Source organism: Mesorhizobium mediterraneum (assembly GCF_002284565.1).
GTDB classification, from domain to species: domain Bacteria; phylum Pseudomonadota; class Alphaproteobacteria; order Rhizobiales; family Rhizobiaceae; genus Mesorhizobium; species Mesorhizobium mediterraneum.
The window spans coordinates 79,417-95,334 of sequence record NZ_NPKI01000009.1; the positions used below are offsets into that span (position 1 = coordinate 79,417).

Sequence of the window (15,918 nt, forward strand, 5' to 3'; positions counted from 1 at the left end):
GGCCAACAAGCCTGCTGTCGTCATAATATCGAAAGGGGGAAATCGAAGGGGGAGAAGTGGAGGTTTCTGTTGCCAGGTACCTCCGAACCCCGCCTAGAAGTGCGAACCACTAGGGCTTGAATTGAAGCTATCGCACCGCTTACGCGGCGAGACGTGCTTCCGCATAGTTGTCGTTGGCAACTATAAGTTTAGCCCGATAACGGTGGTACAATGCCGGGCAAAAGTACGATCTTTACACCTTCGTCGATCCTATTTCGCCCCCAGCAAAAGCCGCTCTTCAACAAGAGCGGTTTTTGGTGGAGGCGCCGGGTACCGCCCCCGGGTCCGAACGGCTTATTTCATCGCCTGTTTATCGCCATAGTCGGTCAAGCCGACCAAACAGATATAGGGACCGATCGTGGAAAATGAAAGGCCTCAATGATGCTTTGTCGCTGAGTCAAACGGCATCGCGAAGGCTTGACTTGTGAACGGCCTCAACCGAAGCTTTGCGGCGGTGAGGCGTTACCGACTTAGCGCACATTTTGCGGCAGCGCGCCACAACCCTCATCGACCGGATCCCGTGGCGCCGACGAGGGGAAATTTGATGGCCGATTATTTCGCAGACGTAAAGAAGTACGACGCCGCGGCAGATGCCGACGCGGTCGCCAAGATCGTGAAGCATTTGGGCATTGCGCTCAGAAATCGGGATTCCTCGCTGGTGTCCTGCACGGATCCCAAGGAACTCGATCGCGTCAAGGCCAACTGGGTTGCCAAAAAGCTCGGCATCGCCGACGGCAGCAAGGCGGACGCGGCCATCGAAAAGACCTGCAAGGCGATGGAGGCCGACAACACCAAGAGCCGTGTGACCTTCTATTACCTGGTCGCCAAGGACCTGGGCAAGCTCGCCAGCCTCTGAGGATCATCCTGCAGCGGCGGATGCTGGCGCGATTTTCGCGCCAGCCCCAGAGTGTAACTGTTTGTTGGAGCATTCTGCGCTTTAATATGTTCGGCCGGCAGCCAGTCGGTTATGATGGCCGGTAACCCGAATCGAGCCGAAGCCGATGCGCCAATATCTCGACCTCTTGAAGCACGTGCTGGAAAACGGCGCCGATCGCGGCGACCGGACCGGCACCGGAACGCGCTCGGTGTTCGGCTACCAGATGCGCTTTGACCTTGCGCGCGGCTTTCCGGTCACCACCACCAAGAAGCTTCATCTGAAGTCGATCGTGCATGAACTTCTGTGGTTCCTGGCGGGCGACACCAACACTAGATATCTCAACGACCACGGCGTCTCGATCTGGGACGAATGGGCCGACGAGAATGGCGACCTCGGCCCGGTCTATGGCAAGCAATGGCGCTCTTGGCCGGACGGCCATGGCGGCGCCATCGACCAGATTGCCAATCTCTTGAAGGAGATACGCAAGAATCCTAATTCCCGACGGCTGATCGTTTCGGCGTGGAACCCGGCCGAAGTGGAAGCCATGGCGCTGCCGCCCTGTCATTGCCTGTTCCAGTTCTATGTCTCGGAGGGCAGGCTCTCCTGCCAGCTCTACCAACGTTCCGGCGATATCTTTCTCGGCGTGCCGTTCAACATCGCTTCCTACGCGCTGCTCACTCTGATGGTGGCGCAGGTGACGGGGCTGAAGCCCGGCGATTTCGTCCATACGCTGGGTGACGCGCATCTTTATGCGAATCATTTCGAGCAAGCGCGCGAACAGTTGCGCCGCACGCCCAAGGCGCTGCCGACGCTATGGATCAATCCGGAGGTGAAGGACCTCTTTGCCTTCCGCTTCGAGGATTTCCGGCTGGAAAACTACCTCGCCGATGCGACAATCAAGGCGCCGATCGCGGTGTGAGCCGCAAACATCGGGCTTTTCCCGATCCTGTCTCAAATCGCTCGGCTGCTGTCCGTTCGTCGATGCCGACCACGATATCCGATGCTTTGACCTACGGCACCGGCCCGCAACGTTGCGCTGTATCCACCTCAATTGATCGTAAGCGGTGCCAACAACACGCAATGCCATTGACCGGGCCACTAACTGAGCCATTGTCCGGGCTAAGTCTGGCAAAAAGCCTTCCCTTGTTATATTCACGTGGATATATCGATTGTCAGGCTCGCGCCGATCAGATTTTCAAATCCGGGAGAGTTTCATGCTGGTGCGCAAGGGTTTCGGATTGAAGGCGGCTGCCATTGGCGGTCTCACGACGATGTTGATCGCCGCCATGCCGGTTGCCCATGCGGATGACAGACTGATCGTCTTCGCCGCCGCAAGCATGAAGAACGCACTGGATGCCGTGAACACTGCCTGCGAGGCCGATGTCGGCGAGGCGGCAACCATTTCCTATGCGGCAAGCTCCGCATTGGCCAAGCAGATCGAGGGCGGCGCGCCGGCCGATGTCTTCATCTCGGCCGACCTCGACTGGATGAAATATCTGTCCGACAAGAAGCTGACCAAGCCGGATACCGAAGTGAAGTTGCTCGGCAACCAGATCGTGCTGGTGGCGTCGAAGGATTCGTCGGTCGAAACCAGGATCGAGACGGGTTTTGATCTTGCCGTGCTGATCGGCGACGGCAGGCTTGCCATGGGCGATTTCAAGGCGGTGCCGGCCGGCAAATATGGCAAGGCGGCCCTTGAATCGCTCGGCGTCTGGTCCTCGGTGGAAGGCAAGGTGGCGCAGGCCGAGAATGTGCGCGCCGCGCTCAAGCTGGTTTCGACCGGCGAGGCAGCGCTCGGCATCGTCTACGCCACCGACGCGCACGCCGAGCCCGGCGTGAAAGTGGTCGGCACCTTCCCAGAGGATTCGCATCCGCCGATCGTCTACCCGGTTGCCCAGATGGCGGATTCGAAGGACAAGGACACGCCGGCATTCCTGAAATGCCTGCAGTCCGCCAAGGCTGGCGAACTCTTCAAGGCGCAGGGTTTCACGGTCCTTACGCCGAGCAACTGAGGCACGACGCCAAAAGATGAACTGGCTGCTGGACCTCACTCCCGACGAATGGAATGCGGTCCGGCTGTCCGTCAAGGTGGCGACAGTGGCGATGATTGCCAGCCTGCCGCCCGGCATATTGATCGCGCTTGTGCTCGCCCGTGGACAATTCTGGGGCAAGACGCTGCTCAACGGGCTGGTGCATCTGCCGTTGATCCTGCCGCCGGTGGTTGTCGGCTATCTGCTGCTGCTCTCCTTCGGCAGGCGCGGCCCGGCCGGGGCCTTTCTGGCCGAGCATTTCGGCATTGTCTTCTCCTTTCGCTGGACGGGTGCGGCACTGGCCTGCGCTGTCATGGGCTTTCCCTTGATGGTGCGGGCGATCCGGCTGTCGATCGAGGCGGTCGACCGCAGAATCGAGGCGGCAGCCGGAACGCTTGGCGCCAATCCGCTGTGGGTGTTCGGGACTATCACGCTGCCGCTGATCCTGCCCGGCCTGATCGCCGGCGCGATCTTGTCTTTCGCTAAGGCGATGGGCGAATTCGGCGCAACGATCACCTTCGTTTCCAACATCCCCAACGAGACGCAGACGCTGCCATCGGCGATCTACACGTTCACGCAGGTGCCGGGCGGCGATGCCGGCGCGCTCAGGCTGACGCTGATCTCGATCGTCATCTCGATGGCAGCACTTGTCGCGTCGGAAGTGCTGGCGCGGCGCGTCGGCAAGCGGATGGATACCGAATGACGGTCGTGGTCGATATCAGCCATCGGCTTGGCAATTTCGAGGTCGACGCCCGCTTCGAGAGCGCCGGGCGGCTGACCGCGCTGTTCGGGCCCTCGGGCTCCGGCAAGACAACGCTGATCAACATGATTGCCGGCCTTATCCGGCCCGATAAGGGGCGGATCGAGGCCGACGGCCGCGTGCTGGTCGATATTGATGCGCGCCTGTTCGTGCCGAAGCACAAGCGCCGCATCGGCATGGTGTTCCAGGATGCGCGGCTGTTTCCGCATATGAGCGTGGCCAGCAATCTGCGCTACGGCCACTGGTTCACGCCCACGGCGGAACGCTATGCGGACATGAATGCGGTGGTCGAACTGCTCGGCATCGGTCCTTTGCTCGACCGGCGGCCGGCGAACCTTTCCGGCGGCGAGAAACAGCGCGTGGCGATCGGCCGGGCGCTGCTCGCCAGCCCGAAATTGTTGCTGATGGACGAGCCGCTGGCTTCGCTCGACGAGGCCCGCAAGGCAGAAATCCTGCCTTATATCGAGCGGCTGCGCGACGAGACGAAAATCCCGATCGTCTATGTCAGCCATTCGATCTCTGAGGTGGCGCGGCTGGCAAGCGACGTCGTTGTGCTGGCGCGAGGCAAAGTCGCTGCTTGCGGCCCGACCGGGGCGATCATGCAGCGGCTCGACCTGTTGCCGGCAGAAGAGCGCGGCGAGGGCGGCGCGGTGCTGGACACCGCGGTGCTGCGCCACGACGAAGTCTTTGGCATGACCGTGCTTGGCTCTGCGGCGGGCGAGATCCGCGTGCCGCTTCTGACAACGCCGGTCGGCGCGCTGGTGCGCATCCGCATCCGTGCCCGCGATGTGATGATCGCCACCGGACAGCCGACGGGCCTCAGCGCGCTCAACATCTTGCCGGGCACGATCGTGGCGATAGAACCGGGCGAAGGGCCTACGGTCGAGATCGGCATCGACTGCAATGGCGCAACCGTGATTGCCCGGATCACCGAGCAATCACGACAGACGCTGAAACTTCAGCTCGGTCGAAAAGTCTACGCGGTGGTCAAGACGGTAAGCTTCGACCGGGCGAACACAGGCGCCGGCTTGCCTGTCGAGGCGGATGGATAACGGGCGGATGGTTGTCGCTATATCGATTTGGAATAGCGGTATCGCTGGAGAGGTTCTAGTATGGCTGCGGCGTGACTGCGGAGGAGTGGAATGCCGTCGCTGAGCTTGCGGATAAACCTCGATCCAGAAGGGCGCATCGGGCCGGGCAAGATCGAACTCCTGGAGCAGATCGCCGCCTTCGGCTCGATCTCGGCTGCGGCGCGCGGCATGGAAATGTCCTACAAACACGCCTGGGATCTGGTCGAGGACATGAACCGGGTGTTCGGCAAGCCGCTGGTCGCGGCGCAGACCGGTGGGAAAAAGGGCGGCGGCGCCCAGTTGACCTCGGTGGGGCTCGCGGTGGTCAGCCGCTTTCGCGCCATCGAACGGGCTGCGGCTTCCGCGGCGGCGCCGCATATGGAGGCACTGCAGGCGGAGATCGATGCCGGGTGAGGTCGGTGGAGTCTGTGCCGGCCAAGCCTACCCCTCCTACTCCTCAGGCTCGCCGGGCTTGCGCAGCAGATAGGTGTCCATGATCCAGCCCTTTTTCCGGCGGGCTTCCTCGCGTGTCTTCGCGATCTCGTCGCCGACATCGCCGAGGCGGCCGGAAATCAGGATCTCGCCGGGCGTGCCGAGATAGGCGCCCCAGTGGATGACGAGGTCCTTGTCGTCCAGCGTGTTGAAGGCGCATTTGCCGTCCAGCATGACGACGGTGCTACCGGCATTGTCGGGCAAGCCTTCCTCGGTGAGCCGACGGCCGGTGGTGATCTGAACCGCATCGCCGATGCGGTTCAGCGCGGTTCTGTGGCTGGCGGCGAGCGCCTGGACAGCGGTGATGCCTGGGATCACCTCGAGCTCGAACTCGACATTGCCTCTCATGCGCACGCGCTCCAGGATGCGCAGCGCGCTGTCGTAGAGCGAGGGATCGCCCCAGATCAGGAAGGCGCCGCAGCCATTTTGCGAAAGCTCATCGCGGATCAGGCCTTCATAGATCGCGGCGATCGCCTCGTGCCAGTCGTCGACGGTCGAGCGATAGGAGGGGGCCGGCTCGGCCCGCACCGGCACGTCGAACTCTACGCGGCGCGAGTTTGGATTGGTGACGAATCGGTCGCAGATCTGGCGGCGCAGTTCTGCGAGATCGTTCTTCTTCGCGCCCTTGTCGGGAATGAACAGCACCTCGGCGCGGTTCAAGCCGTCGATGGCCTGCACGGTCATGTGGTCGGGATTGCCGGCGCCGATGCCGATGACGAGAAGCTTGCGCATGGCCGAACTCCTGCCCGATCGGAACGTCGGTGTCCAGACAAGCCTGGCAAGCGCCGACGAGTGCGCGGAAGGGCTTTGAAACTCCACATTGAAACGGCTAGAGTCATACCGGCATTCTCGCCAAGGGAGCTTCCATGTTCCGTTATGTCCTGACCGCAGCGCTGGCGCTCTCGGCCACGCCCGTATTCGCCAATGATTCAATCGCCGAATTGGGAACGGGCGGCCTGATCCTGTCGCGCAGCGACGCCGTCGCGATGGAGAGCGAGGATCTCTATATCTCGCCGGAAAAGGTGACGGTCGACTATGTCTTCCGCAACAACACCGACAGGGATGTCGACGCGATCGTCGCCTTCCCGATGCCCGACATCGAAGGCGATCCCAACGAGATGCCGGCGATTCCCGACGGTCAGAGCGACAATTTCCTCGGCTTCGAGGTGACGATCGACGGCGTGGCGGCAAAACCGCAGCTTGAGCAGAAGGCGTTTGCGCTCGGCATCGACATCAGCGCCGATTTGAAGGCGCAGAACGTGCCGTTTTACCCGTTCGGCGACGCGGCCAAGGCGGCATTGGCAAAGCTGCCGCAAGCGGTTGCCGACGATTGGGTCGATCGCGGCCTCATCATCGAGGACACCGCCGACGATGGTTCGGGCATGAAGACCGTCTACGTGCCGTTCTGGCAATTGCGCTCGACCTATTGGTGGCGCTCGACCTTTCCAGCCAACAAGGCAGTCCGCGTCGCCCACCGCTACAAGCCGAGCGTTGGCGGCACGTCCTCGGTCAGCTTCTTCTATGACGGCCAGTTCCAGGGCCAATACGCCGCCTATAAGACCCGCTACTGCATGGACCAGACGTTCGAGAATGCGATCCGCAAGGCAGCGAAGGGCAATCCCGACGGCACTCTGAGATATTTCGAGAACCGCATCGCCTATATCCTGACCACTGGCGGCAACTGGGCGACGGGCACCATCGGCAAATTCAAGCTGACTGTCGACAAGGGCGACCCGAAGAACCTGGTCTCGTTCTGTGGCGAAAACGTCAGGAAAGTCGGGCCGACGCGTTTCGAGATGACGGCGCAAAATTTCTACCCCGAGCACGACATCGACATTTTTCTGCTGGTGCCTACCGATGGCGGCGATGGCGGGAGCGGTGGCTGATGGACGTCGCGATCTATGTCGCCATCGCCGAAAACGGCGTGATCGGGCGCGACGGCGGTTTGCCGTGGCGACTTTCCAGCGATCTCAAGCGGTTCAAGGCCGACACGATGGGCAAACCTATCATCATGGGCCGCAAGACCTATGAAGGCATCGGCAGGCCTCTGCCTGGGAGGCTCAACGTCGTGGTCACCCGCGACAAGACCTGGCGCGCCGAGGGCGTCGAAGTCGTGCATTCGCTCGACGACGCGATCAGTCTGGCGAAGGTGCGCGGGCGCTGCATGGCAGGCGCCGACGAAATCTGCATCATCGGCGGCGGCGAGATCTATGCCCAGGCGCTGCCCCTGGCCGACCGCTTGCATGTCACCCATATCCTTGCCGCGGTCGACGGCGATGCGCATTTCCCGCCTATCGACCCGGATTCGTGGCGCATCGTCCGCTCGCAGGACGTTCCTGCCGGTGAAAAGGATAGCCATGCGACACGCTATTCGGTTTACGAGCGACGCCGCGACGTGCATTGAGAGACGATAAAGGGTCGCGACGGTCCAAAACGGACGGTGTCGACGACCGATCGCGTTGAAAGCGCGCCGTCGCGTCCCTATAGAAGGACGATACTGGATTTTGCGCCGTCAGGCCGGCGCGTGAGGGAGCGAAAGGACATTCATGCCCTGGAATGACAAAAGCGGCGGAGGCGGCGGCCCATGGGGCGGCGGCAACAATCCAGGACCCTGGGGGCAGGGACCGAAGGGGCCCAGCGGCCCGCAGGGTTCGCCTCCCGATCTCGAAGACATTATCCGGCGCGGCCAGGACAGGTTGCGGCGTGCTTTGCCGGGTGGCGGTGGGGCAAGCCCAGCCGTGTTCGGGCTGATCGCGGCAGCGCTTGTCGTGCTGTGGGCGTTCAAGGCCGTCTATACCGTGCAGCCGGACGAGGTTGCCGTCGAACTCAGATTCGGCGTGCCAAAGACGGAGCTCTCGCAGCCCGGCCTGCATTTCCATTGGTGGCCCATCGAAACGGTCGAGACAGCCGTCATCGCCGAACAACTCGTCGATATCGGCGGCGGCACGACCTCCGGCAACGGTTCAGGCCTGATGCTTTCTGGTGACCAGAACATCGTCAATGTCCAGTTCTCTGTCGCCTATCAGGTCTCCGATCCGAGGGCCTATCTGTTCGATGTGTCCGATCCCGACGGCATGCTGCGGCAGGTCGCCGAAAGCGCCATGCGCGAAGCCGTCGGCCGTCGGCCGGCGCAGGACATCTTCCGCGATGATCGCGAGGGCATTGCGGCGTCAGTGCGCGAAATCATCCAGACGACGCTGGACGGCTATAAGGCCGGCCTGAACGTCAACGCGATTTCGATCGAGGATGCCGCGCCGCCGCGCGAAGTGGCCGACGCCTTCGACGAAGTGCAGCGCGCCGAACAGGACGAGGACAAGTTCGTCGAGCAGGCCAACCAGTATTCCAACCAGAAACTCGGCCAGGCGCGCGGCGAGGCCGCACAGATCCGCGAGGACGCGGCCGGCTATAAGAACCGGGTCGTGCAGGAGGCCGAAGGTGAGGCGCAGCGCTTCATCTCGGTCTATGACGAATACGCCAAAGCGCCGGATGTGACGCGCCAGCGGCTTTATCTGGAAACGATGGAGAGGGTTCTGAAGGATTCCAGCAAGGTCATTATCGAGCAAGGCAATGGACAAGGGGTTGTTCCCTATCTGCCGCTGCCGGCATTGCAGCAGAAGGCGCCGGCGCCGGTCCTCGGAGGAACCCAGTGATGGCCAACCGTCTTCCCATCATCGCCGTCATCGCAGCGGTCATCCTGTTCCTGCTTTATTCGTCGGTCTTCGTTGTCAATGCGCGCCAGCAGGCGCTGGTGCTCAGGTTCGGCGAGATCGTCGACGTCAAGAGCCAGCCGGGCATCTATTTCAAGGCGCCGTTCGCCTTCTTCGATGCCGACAGCGTGCAGTTGATAGAAAACAGGGTGCTGCGCTTCGATCTCGACAACATCCGCGTCCAGGTTTCGGGCGGCAAGTTCTATGAGGTCGACGCCTTCATCGCCTATCGGATCTCGGATCCGCGCGTGTTCCGCTCCGCTGTGTCCGGTCAGATCGAGCTGGCCGAGGCACGATTGAGGACGCGTCTCGACGCCGCCTTGCGCCGTGTTTACGGTCTGCGCGACTTCGAGGCGGCGCTCTCGGAAGAGCGAGCCGTGATGATGCGTGAAGTGCGCGATCAGTTGAGGCCCGACGCCACGTCGCTCGGCCTGCAGATCGAGGATGTCCGCATTCGCCGAACCGATTTGACCGCAGAAGTCTCGCAACAGACATACGACCGCATGAAGGCTGAGCGTCTGGCCGAAGCCGAGCGGCTGAGGGCGCGCGGCAACGAGGCGGCGCAGCGCATAAGGGCTCGCGCCGACCGCGAGGTGGTGGAGATCGTCGCCGAGGCGCGGAGGGAGTCTGAAATCCTGCGTGGTGAAGGTGAAGCTCAACGCAGCGCCACCTTCGCGGACGCCTACCAGCGCGATCCGGCCTTCTTTGGCTTTTACCGGTCGATGAATGCCTACGGCACGGCGCTGGACAATACCGGGACGACGATGGTGCTGTCGCCGAATTCGGAATTCTTCCGTTTCTTCCGCAATCCCGCCGGCGCGGATACGCCGGCAGCGCCGCCCGCAGCACCTGCTGCGCCGGCAGCGCAGCCAGGCACCGGCCAGTAACGGCCGGTGCAGGATTTTCTGGCGGCAATAGGCTTGGTTCTCGTCGTAGAGGGCCTGGTCTATGGCGGCTTTCCTGGCCTCGCCAAGAAACTTGCAAGCGAAGTTCTGTCGATGCCGGAGAATGCGCTGCGGATCGCCGGACTGATCGCAATCGCTGTTGGCGTCGGCATCGTCTGGCTGGTGCGTGGTGGGTGACGTGATCGGTCTATGATTTCGGATAACGGAGGATTTATCCTGTGCCGATAGCCATAGCCGCAAACGTGCCGTATTTCTTGCCAACATGACTCGACGCAGCGTTTTCGGCGAGCGCTTTTCCTTTCTGAGACACCGGGAGACTTCTCGATGACATCCAACAGCTTTTTGCGCGCGGCGAGGCGGACGTTCACCGCAGGTGCTGCAGCACTTCTTATTGGCGCCGCTACCGTCCCGTCGCTGGTGACGCCGACGGCCGCCGCGGATGGCCCGGCTTCGGTCGCCGATCTCGCGCAGGGCCTGCTGGGTGCCGTGGTCAACATCTCGACCTCGCAGAGGGTGAAGGGCACGGAGGGGCCTGGCGCGGTGCCGATGCCGCAGCTTCCAGAGGGCTCGCCCTTTCAGGATTTCTTCGACGATTTCTTCAAGAACCGTCCCGGCGAACAGGGCGATCGCTCGCAAAAGGTGCAGTCGCTGGGCTCCGGCTTCGTGGTCGATGCCGAGCAGGGCATTGTGGTGACGAACAATCACGTGATCGCCGATGCCGATGATATCGAGGTGAATTTCTCCGACGGCGTGACGCTGAAGGCGACGCTGGTCGGCACCGACACCAAGACCGACGTGGCGGTGCTGAAGGTCGATCCGAAAGGGCACAAGCTGACGGCGGTGAAATTCGGCGATTCCAGCAAGATGCGTGTCGGTGACTGGGTGATGGCGATCGGCAATCCGTTCGGCCTCGGCGGCACCGTGACGGTGGGTATCGTCTCGGCCCGCAACCGCGACATCAATTCGGGTCCCTATGACGATTTCATCCAGACCGATGCCGCGATCAACCGCGGCAATTCCGGCGGACCGCTGTTCAACAGCAGCGGCGAGGTTATCGGCATCAATACGGCGATCATCTCGCCGTCCGGCGGCTCGATCGGCATCGGCTTTTCCATTCCCTCGCAGCTCGCGTTAGGCGTCGTCGACCAACTCCGTCAGTTTGGCGAGACGCGGCGCGGCTGGCTCGGCGTGCGCATCCAGCCGGTGACGGACGACATTGCCGAAAGCCTCGGCATGGCGACGGCCAAGGGCGCGCTGGTCGCTGGCGTCATCAAGGGCGGACCCGTCGACAACGGCACCATCCTGGCGGGCGACGTCATCATCAAGTTCGACGGCAGGGACGTCAATGAAATGCGCGACCTGCCGCGCGTCGTCGCGGAAAGCTCGGTCGGCAAGGCTGTCGACGTGGTCATCGTGCGCAAGGGTGTCGAGCAGACCGTGAAGGTGACGCTTGGCCGGCTCGAAGATGGCGAAAAGCTTGCCAGCAGCGAGGACGGCAACACCGATCAGGACAATGGCGACAAGGCGCCTGCCGTTTCGACGGCTTCCGTGCTCGGCATGACCGTTGGCGAGCTCAACGACGAGACGCGGACGAAATTCGGCATCGCCGCCGAAGTCTCCGGCGTCGTCATCACCGAGGTCACCAAGGATTCGGCCGCCGCCGAACGCGGCATCCAGGCCGGCGAGGTGATCACCGAGATCGCGCAGGAATCGGTCGCCACGCCCAAGGATGTCATGGACCGGATTGCCGCATTGAAGGAGCAGGGACGCAAGAACGCCCTGCTGATGCTGGCGTCGAAGACCGGCGAGTTGCGGTTTGTGACGATCCGGATGGATTGAGTCTGGTAGCTTCACAGGCACGTTGAAACATCCCATGGGATGTACTATTTTGACCTGTGAAGCGGATCGCATTGGACACAAACGTTCTGACCGCAGGTCTGCGCAGCAGGAATGGTGCGTCATTTGCCGTTTTGCGGTTGGTCGCAAATCGACAGTTTTGCCCATTGGTGACAACAGCGCTGTTTCTTGAATATGAAACCGTGCTGGCCCGCCCTGAGCAACGGGCAATTCACGGATTGTCGCTTGCAGATCTGGATCGTTTGCTGGCCGGCTTCGCTGTCTTGGCAGAGCCGGTCGAACTGCACTTTCTCTGGCGCCCGCAATTGAATGATCCGAAGGATGAGATGGTGCTTGAGGCAGCGATCAATGGTCGGGCAGACGCATTGGTCACTCACAATCGCCGCGATTTTGTGACTGCGGCAGGCCGTTTTGAAGTTCCAGTCGTCAGCCCCGCCGAATTGTTAGAAGGATTTCGAACATGAGCAAGGCGACTTATCCGTTGAAACTTCCCTTGTCGATCAAGGAGGCGGCTGCACGTCTGGCAAAGGCTGATGGTGTGTCGCTGAACCAGTGGATCGCTTCGGCTGTGGCGCAAAAGGTGGGAGCCATGGAGACAGCGGCCGATTTCCTGCGTCGACGGGCTGGTGATGCATCGGGCGATGATTTCTCGAAAGTGCTCGATCGCGTCGGCGTCAAACCGCCGCAACCCGGCGACGAGCTTCCGTTTGACAAGCACTGATTAGGGTCGGTTTTTTCGCCAATCCTTGGCTGTCAGCCTGTAGAACACATGCTGCTTGAGCGCGGCGTGGCTGTCCGGAATGCCGGGGTGGTCGAAATCGCTGGCCGGGTCGGCGATCATGCCCAGGCGCTTCATGACCGCGGTGGAACGGTGATTATCCCTAACGGCGAAGGACACGATTTCGTCGAGGCCAAGCGTTTCGAAGCCATAGGCGAGCCACGCTTCGGCCGCCTCGGTGACATAGCCATGGCCCCAGAATTCGGGCGCCAGCCGCCAGCCGATCTCGACGGTGCCGGCGGGCAGGAAGGGCAAATGATCGGTATCGAGGAGGCCGACGAAGCCGATGCATTGGCGCGTTTCAATTATCTCGGCGGCAGCGAAACCGTAGCCATCCTCGGCGATCCAGGCGCGAAACTCGTCCATTTTGGCGTCCGCGGCAGCGCGGTCGCGGCGAAATGGAAAGAATTCCATGACGCGTTCGTCGGAATTGATCCGGTGGAAGAGCTCGCGGTCGCGATCCTCCCAGTTGCGCAGGATTAGCCGCTCGGTGCGGATCGGCGTCACTCTACAAACTCCTCCCGCCGGTAGCCCTGCAGATAGAGAAGCGCGGTCAGGTCGCCGTGGTCGATGCGGAATTTTGCCTCCGCCGCCACGACAGGCTTGGCATGAAGTGCCACACCCGCGCCGGCAAGGCGGATCATGTCGAGGTCGTTGGCGCCGTCGCCGACAGCAATGGCGTCTGCGGTCGTCAGCCCCAGGCCGGCCGAAATCTCGAGTAGCGCATCGGCTTTGGCGGCGCGCCCCAGGATCGGCTCGGCCACAAGCCCGGTGAAGTGGCCGCCCTGCTCGATCAGCCGATTGGCGCGGTTCTCCTGAAAGCCGAGCATGGCGGCGATGCGTGCGGTGAAGACGTTGAAGCCACCCGACACGAGCGCAGTCCATGCGCCATTGGCGCGCATGGTCTGGACAAGCGCGCGGCCGCCGGAAGCCAGCGTCAAGCGGTTGGTGATGACGCGGTCGACCACGGCAGTGTCGAGGCCTTTCAGCAGCGCCACCCGCTCGCGCAAGGCCGGCTCGAAAGCGATCTCGCCATTCATCGATCGCGCCGTGATGGCGGCGACGTAATCCTTGACGCCGATCTCATCGGCAAGCTCGTCGATGCACTCCTGATCGATCATCGTGGAATCCATATCGGCGATAAGGATTTTCTTTCGCCTTGCCTCGACCTGCTGAACGATCACGTCGACCGGTTCGGGTGCGAGCACGGCGCGCAGGCTGGCGGTCGTTTCAGCGGCTCCGGCCGCCTCGGGCAAAGCGAATTCGCAGGCGATGCCTTCGGCCAGCCAGCGAACAGTGCTTGCGCCGACCGACCGTGACGCCATATTCGCAAGCGCCGGCGACAATGCGCGGCCGGCGGGATGGGATACGAGCGTGGCGATCAGCGGCATCGAAAATTCCGGCGGGCAGGCGGGCGAGGGCCACGTTGAGAACGCGATCCTGATAGCCGGGCCGACCGCCAGCGGCAAGTCCGCTCTCGCGCTCGATCTCGCCGAGCGCAAGGGCGGCGTCATCGTCAACACCGATTCCATGCAAGGCTATTCTGTGCTCGACGTGCTGACGGCGCGGCCGACCGCTGCCGAACTCGCTCGCGTCCCGCATTATCTCTACGGGCATGTCCATCCCTCCATCGCCTATTCCACCGGCGCCTGGCTGCGCGACGTGATGAAGCTCATCGACGAGGGCACGCTCTCAGAGCGGCCGGTGATTTTCGTCGGCGGCACCGGGCTTTATTTCCGGGCGCTTGCGCAAGGCATTTCGGAAATGCCCGACATTCCGCAGCCGATCCGTGACCGCTGGCGCTACGAACTCCGGGAGCAGGGCGCGGCCAAGCTTCACCGCATCTTGCTGCGCGAGGATTCCGCAGCAGGCATGATGCTGAAGCCGACCGATGGCCAGCGCATCGTGCGGGCGTTGGAGGTGCTCGACGCGTCAGGCCGTTCCATCCTGGAATGGCAGACGGCGCGCGGCCGGCCGTTGATCGACAGGGACAGCGCACGCTTCTTCGTGATCGAACCGGACCGGGCGGCGCTGGTGGAGCGGATCGAGGCGCGGTTCGACCGCATGCTGGAGAAGGGCGCCCTCGATGAGGTCAAACAACTCGCCAGTCTTGGTCTCGATTCCGATTTGCCGGCGATGAAGGCGATCGGCGTTCGCGAACTCCAGGCCGCAATAGCCGGGGAGCTGAGTTTTCCGGAAGCGATCGAGCGCGCAAAGATCGCGACGCGACAATACGCCAAGCGCCAGGCGACCTGGTTCAGGCATCAGTTGGGTCCGGAATGGCTGAGACTGCGCCTCGGTGATCGTGTGGGATCCACGATCTCGGATCCCCTTTCCAGTGCAACCTGAAAAGTTGATCTTGGGGGGAGACTTCCCGTCGAAGTTGTCCTAATTAACCGTCCGTAAGGCCCTCCATGCCATAAGGTCTGTGGGAATTTTCCAACGGGGAGCAGATGCGTTTTCACAAGGCGGAATCAGCCTTTTTCGTCTTCATCTTCGTGATCCTGGCCGCCGGCCTGGTGACGCTTCACGCCTATGGGCTTCTGCAGGCCTTCGCGGCCGAGAGTGTCACGCCTTCCGGGGTTGAGAAGATCATCTATCTCAACAAGCTGTTGTTTGCGACCGGCGTTCTTTTGGCGACTGCCCTGTTCTTCGGCATTTTCTTCATCTACCCACTGATCCGCAAGCAGGCGACGGAAGAAGGCAAGCTGCGCGCCATGACGGTTTCGCTCAGCGCCCGTTCGGAAACGCTGGAGCATGCGGCGCTGACCGACAGCCTGACCGGCATGCAGAACCGGCGCTATTTCGACGATGCACTGAAGGAATATCTCGAGGAATTCCGCCGCATCGAGAAGCCGGTCGGGCTGATGATCCTTGATCTCGACCATTTCAAGCAGGTCAACGACACCCACGGCCATGATGTCGGCGACGAAGTGTTGCGGGCGGTCGCCAATTGTCTCAAGGACATGACGCGCTATCACGACGTGGTTGCGCGCCTGGGTGGCGAGGAATTCGCAGTAGTCACCCCCAACATGGACGCCGAACTGCTGTCCAAATTCGCCGAGCGCATCCGCAAGGCGATCGCCAACATGTCGATACTATCAGGCAATGTTCGCCTGAAGATCACCACCAGCGTCGGCCTCGCCGTCTGGGATCGCAAGGAAACCGCCGAAGAATTCTATCGCCGCGCGGATCGCCAGCTTTATGAGGCCAAGAGGCAAGGCCGAAACCGCGTCTGCGCCTGAAATCCCGTCATTAAACTCGTGATGCTGGCCGTCTGGCGTCGTTTTCTGCGCTTCCGGTGCTCACGGACTAATGTCCGCTCCGCTCCGGTTCTCGAAAACGGCGCCATCCGACTCAGCCTGACGAATTTTCTGACGGGATTTGCCCTGGCTTCACAGGC

General features: G+C 62.1%; 19 protein-coding genes and 1 other RNA gene. 16 read left to right on the forward strand and 4 right to left on the reverse strand.

What is annotated here, in order from left to right; translation table 11 throughout:
* Positions 1–55: 55 nt before the first annotated feature.
* Positions 56–414, reverse strand: a transfer-messenger RNA (tmRNA) gene (ssrA, locus tag CIT25_RS04550).
* Positions 415–583: 169 nt separating this feature from the next.
* On the opposite strand from ssrA, the gene CIT25_RS04555 reads away from it, so the two are divergent.
* From CIT25_RS04555 to CIT25_RS04580, 6 genes are all read left to right on the forward strand, one after another.
* Positions 584–895 (forward strand): DUF2853 family protein, encoded by a 312-nt coding sequence (locus CIT25_RS04555; protein ID WP_095483373.1) that lies wholly within the window; start codon positions 584–586, stop codon positions 893–895.
* A 145-nt stretch (positions 896–1,040) separates the two neighbouring features.
* Positions 1,041–1,835 (forward strand): thymidylate synthase, encoded by a 795-nt coding sequence (locus CIT25_RS04560; RefSeq protein WP_095483374.1) that lies wholly within the window; start codon positions 1,041–1,043, stop codon positions 1,833–1,835.
* A gap of 295 nt (positions 1,836–2,130) precedes the next feature.
* Positions 2,131–2,928, forward strand: a complete 798-nt coding sequence (modA, locus tag CIT25_RS04565; protein ID WP_206072916.1) for a molybdate ABC transporter substrate-binding protein — start codon at positions 2,131–2,133, stop codon at positions 2,926–2,928.
* A gap of 16 nt (positions 2,929–2,944) precedes the next feature.
* Entirely contained in the window at positions 2,945–3,649 is a 705-nt protein-coding gene (gene modB / locus CIT25_RS04570; protein WP_095483375.1) for a molybdate ABC transporter permease subunit, read from the forward strand.
* Positions 3,646–4,758, forward strand: a complete 1,113-nt coding sequence (gene modC, locus CIT25_RS04575; RefSeq protein WP_095483376.1) for a molybdenum ABC transporter ATP-binding protein — start codon at positions 3,646–3,648, stop codon at positions 4,756–4,758. Before modB ends, modC begins: the two co-directional genes overlap by 4 nt.
* 90 nt (positions 4,759–4,848) lie before the next feature.
* A complete protein-coding gene (locus CIT25_RS04580; RefSeq protein WP_095483377.1) occupies positions 4,849–5,190 on the forward strand; it encodes a winged helix-turn-helix domain-containing protein in 342 nt (113 codons plus the stop codon).
* 36 nt (positions 5,191–5,226) lie between these two features.
* Here CIT25_RS04580 and cobF read toward each other — a convergent pair whose 3' ends face one another.
* A complete protein-coding gene (gene cobF / locus CIT25_RS04585; RefSeq protein WP_095483378.1) occupies positions 5,227–6,000 on the reverse strand; it encodes a precorrin-6A synthase (deacetylating) in 774 nt (257 codons plus the stop codon).
* A gap of 134 nt (positions 6,001–6,134) precedes the next feature.
* Here cobF and CIT25_RS04590 point away from each other — a divergent pair, with 134 nt between their 5' ends.
* The 8 genes from CIT25_RS04590 (at position 6,135) to CIT25_RS04625 (ending at position 12,458) form a co-directional block, all read left to right on the forward strand.
* Positions 6,135–7,154, forward strand: a complete 1,020-nt coding sequence (locus CIT25_RS04590; protein ID WP_095483379.1) for a DUF4424 domain-containing protein — start codon at positions 6,135–6,137, stop codon at positions 7,152–7,154.
* Positions 7,154–7,672: a dihydrofolate reductase gene (locus tag CIT25_RS04595; RefSeq protein WP_095483380.1), complete on the forward strand. Its 519-nt coding sequence runs from the start codon at positions 7,154–7,156 to the stop codon at positions 7,670–7,672. Before CIT25_RS04590 ends, CIT25_RS04595 begins: the two co-directional genes overlap by 1 nt.
* A gap of 142 nt (positions 7,673–7,814) precedes the next feature.
* Positions 7,815–8,918, forward strand: coding sequence for an FtsH protease activity modulator HflK (hflK, locus tag CIT25_RS04600; RefSeq protein WP_095483381.1), 1,104 nt, complete (start codon positions 7,815–7,817; stop codon positions 8,916–8,918).
* Complete coding sequence (gene hflC, locus CIT25_RS04605) at positions 8,918–9,862, forward strand: protease modulator HflC (RefSeq protein WP_095483382.1); 945 nt, start codon at positions 8,918–8,920, stop codon at positions 9,860–9,862. The genes hflK and hflC overlap by 1 nt, the downstream gene beginning before the upstream one ends.
* 6 nt (positions 9,863–9,868) lie before the next feature.
* Positions 9,869–10,057: a DUF2065 domain-containing protein gene (locus CIT25_RS04610; protein ID WP_095483383.1), complete on the forward strand. Its 189-nt coding sequence runs from the start codon at positions 9,869–9,871 to the stop codon at positions 10,055–10,057.
* Between the two features lie 147 nt (positions 10,058–10,204).
* Complete coding sequence (locus tag CIT25_RS04615; protein WP_095483384.1) at positions 10,205–11,719, forward strand: DegQ family serine endoprotease; 1,515 nt, start codon at positions 10,205–10,207, stop codon at positions 11,717–11,719.
* Positions 11,720–11,790: 71 nt separating this feature from the next.
* Entirely contained in the window at positions 11,791–12,201 is a 411-nt protein-coding gene (locus CIT25_RS04620) for a putative toxin-antitoxin system toxin component, PIN family (RefSeq protein WP_245329762.1), read from the forward strand.
* Entirely contained in the window at positions 12,198–12,458 is a 261-nt protein-coding gene (locus tag CIT25_RS04625) for a type II toxin-antitoxin system HicB family antitoxin (protein ID WP_095483386.1), read from the forward strand. Before CIT25_RS04620 ends, CIT25_RS04625 begins: the two co-directional genes overlap by 4 nt.
* On the opposite strand, the gene CIT25_RS04630 is transcribed toward CIT25_RS04625, so the two are convergent.
* Positions 12,459–13,022 (reverse strand): GNAT family N-acetyltransferase, encoded by a 564-nt coding sequence (locus CIT25_RS04630; protein ID WP_095483387.1) that lies wholly within the window; start codon positions 13,020–13,022, stop codon positions 12,459–12,461.
* Positions 13,019–13,906: a phosphoserine phosphatase SerB gene (gene serB, locus CIT25_RS04635; RefSeq protein ID WP_095483388.1), complete on the reverse strand. Its 888-nt coding sequence runs from the start codon at positions 13,904–13,906 to the stop codon at positions 13,019–13,021. Before serB ends, CIT25_RS04630 begins: the two co-directional genes overlap by 4 nt.
* On the opposite strand from serB, the gene miaA reads away from it, so the two are divergent.
* Positions 13,896–14,864: a tRNA (adenosine(37)-N6)-dimethylallyltransferase MiaA gene (gene miaA / locus CIT25_RS04640; RefSeq protein WP_095483484.1), complete on the forward strand. Its 969-nt coding sequence runs from the start codon at positions 13,896–13,898 to the stop codon at positions 14,862–14,864. The two genes, serB and miaA, sit on opposite strands and share 11 nt — an antisense overlap.
* 104 nt (positions 14,865–14,968) lie before the next feature.
* Positions 14,969–15,760, forward strand: coding sequence for a GGDEF domain-containing protein (locus CIT25_RS04645; protein ID WP_095483389.1), 792 nt, complete (start codon positions 14,969–14,971; stop codon positions 15,758–15,760).
* Positions 15,761–15,918: the final 158 nt, after the last annotated feature.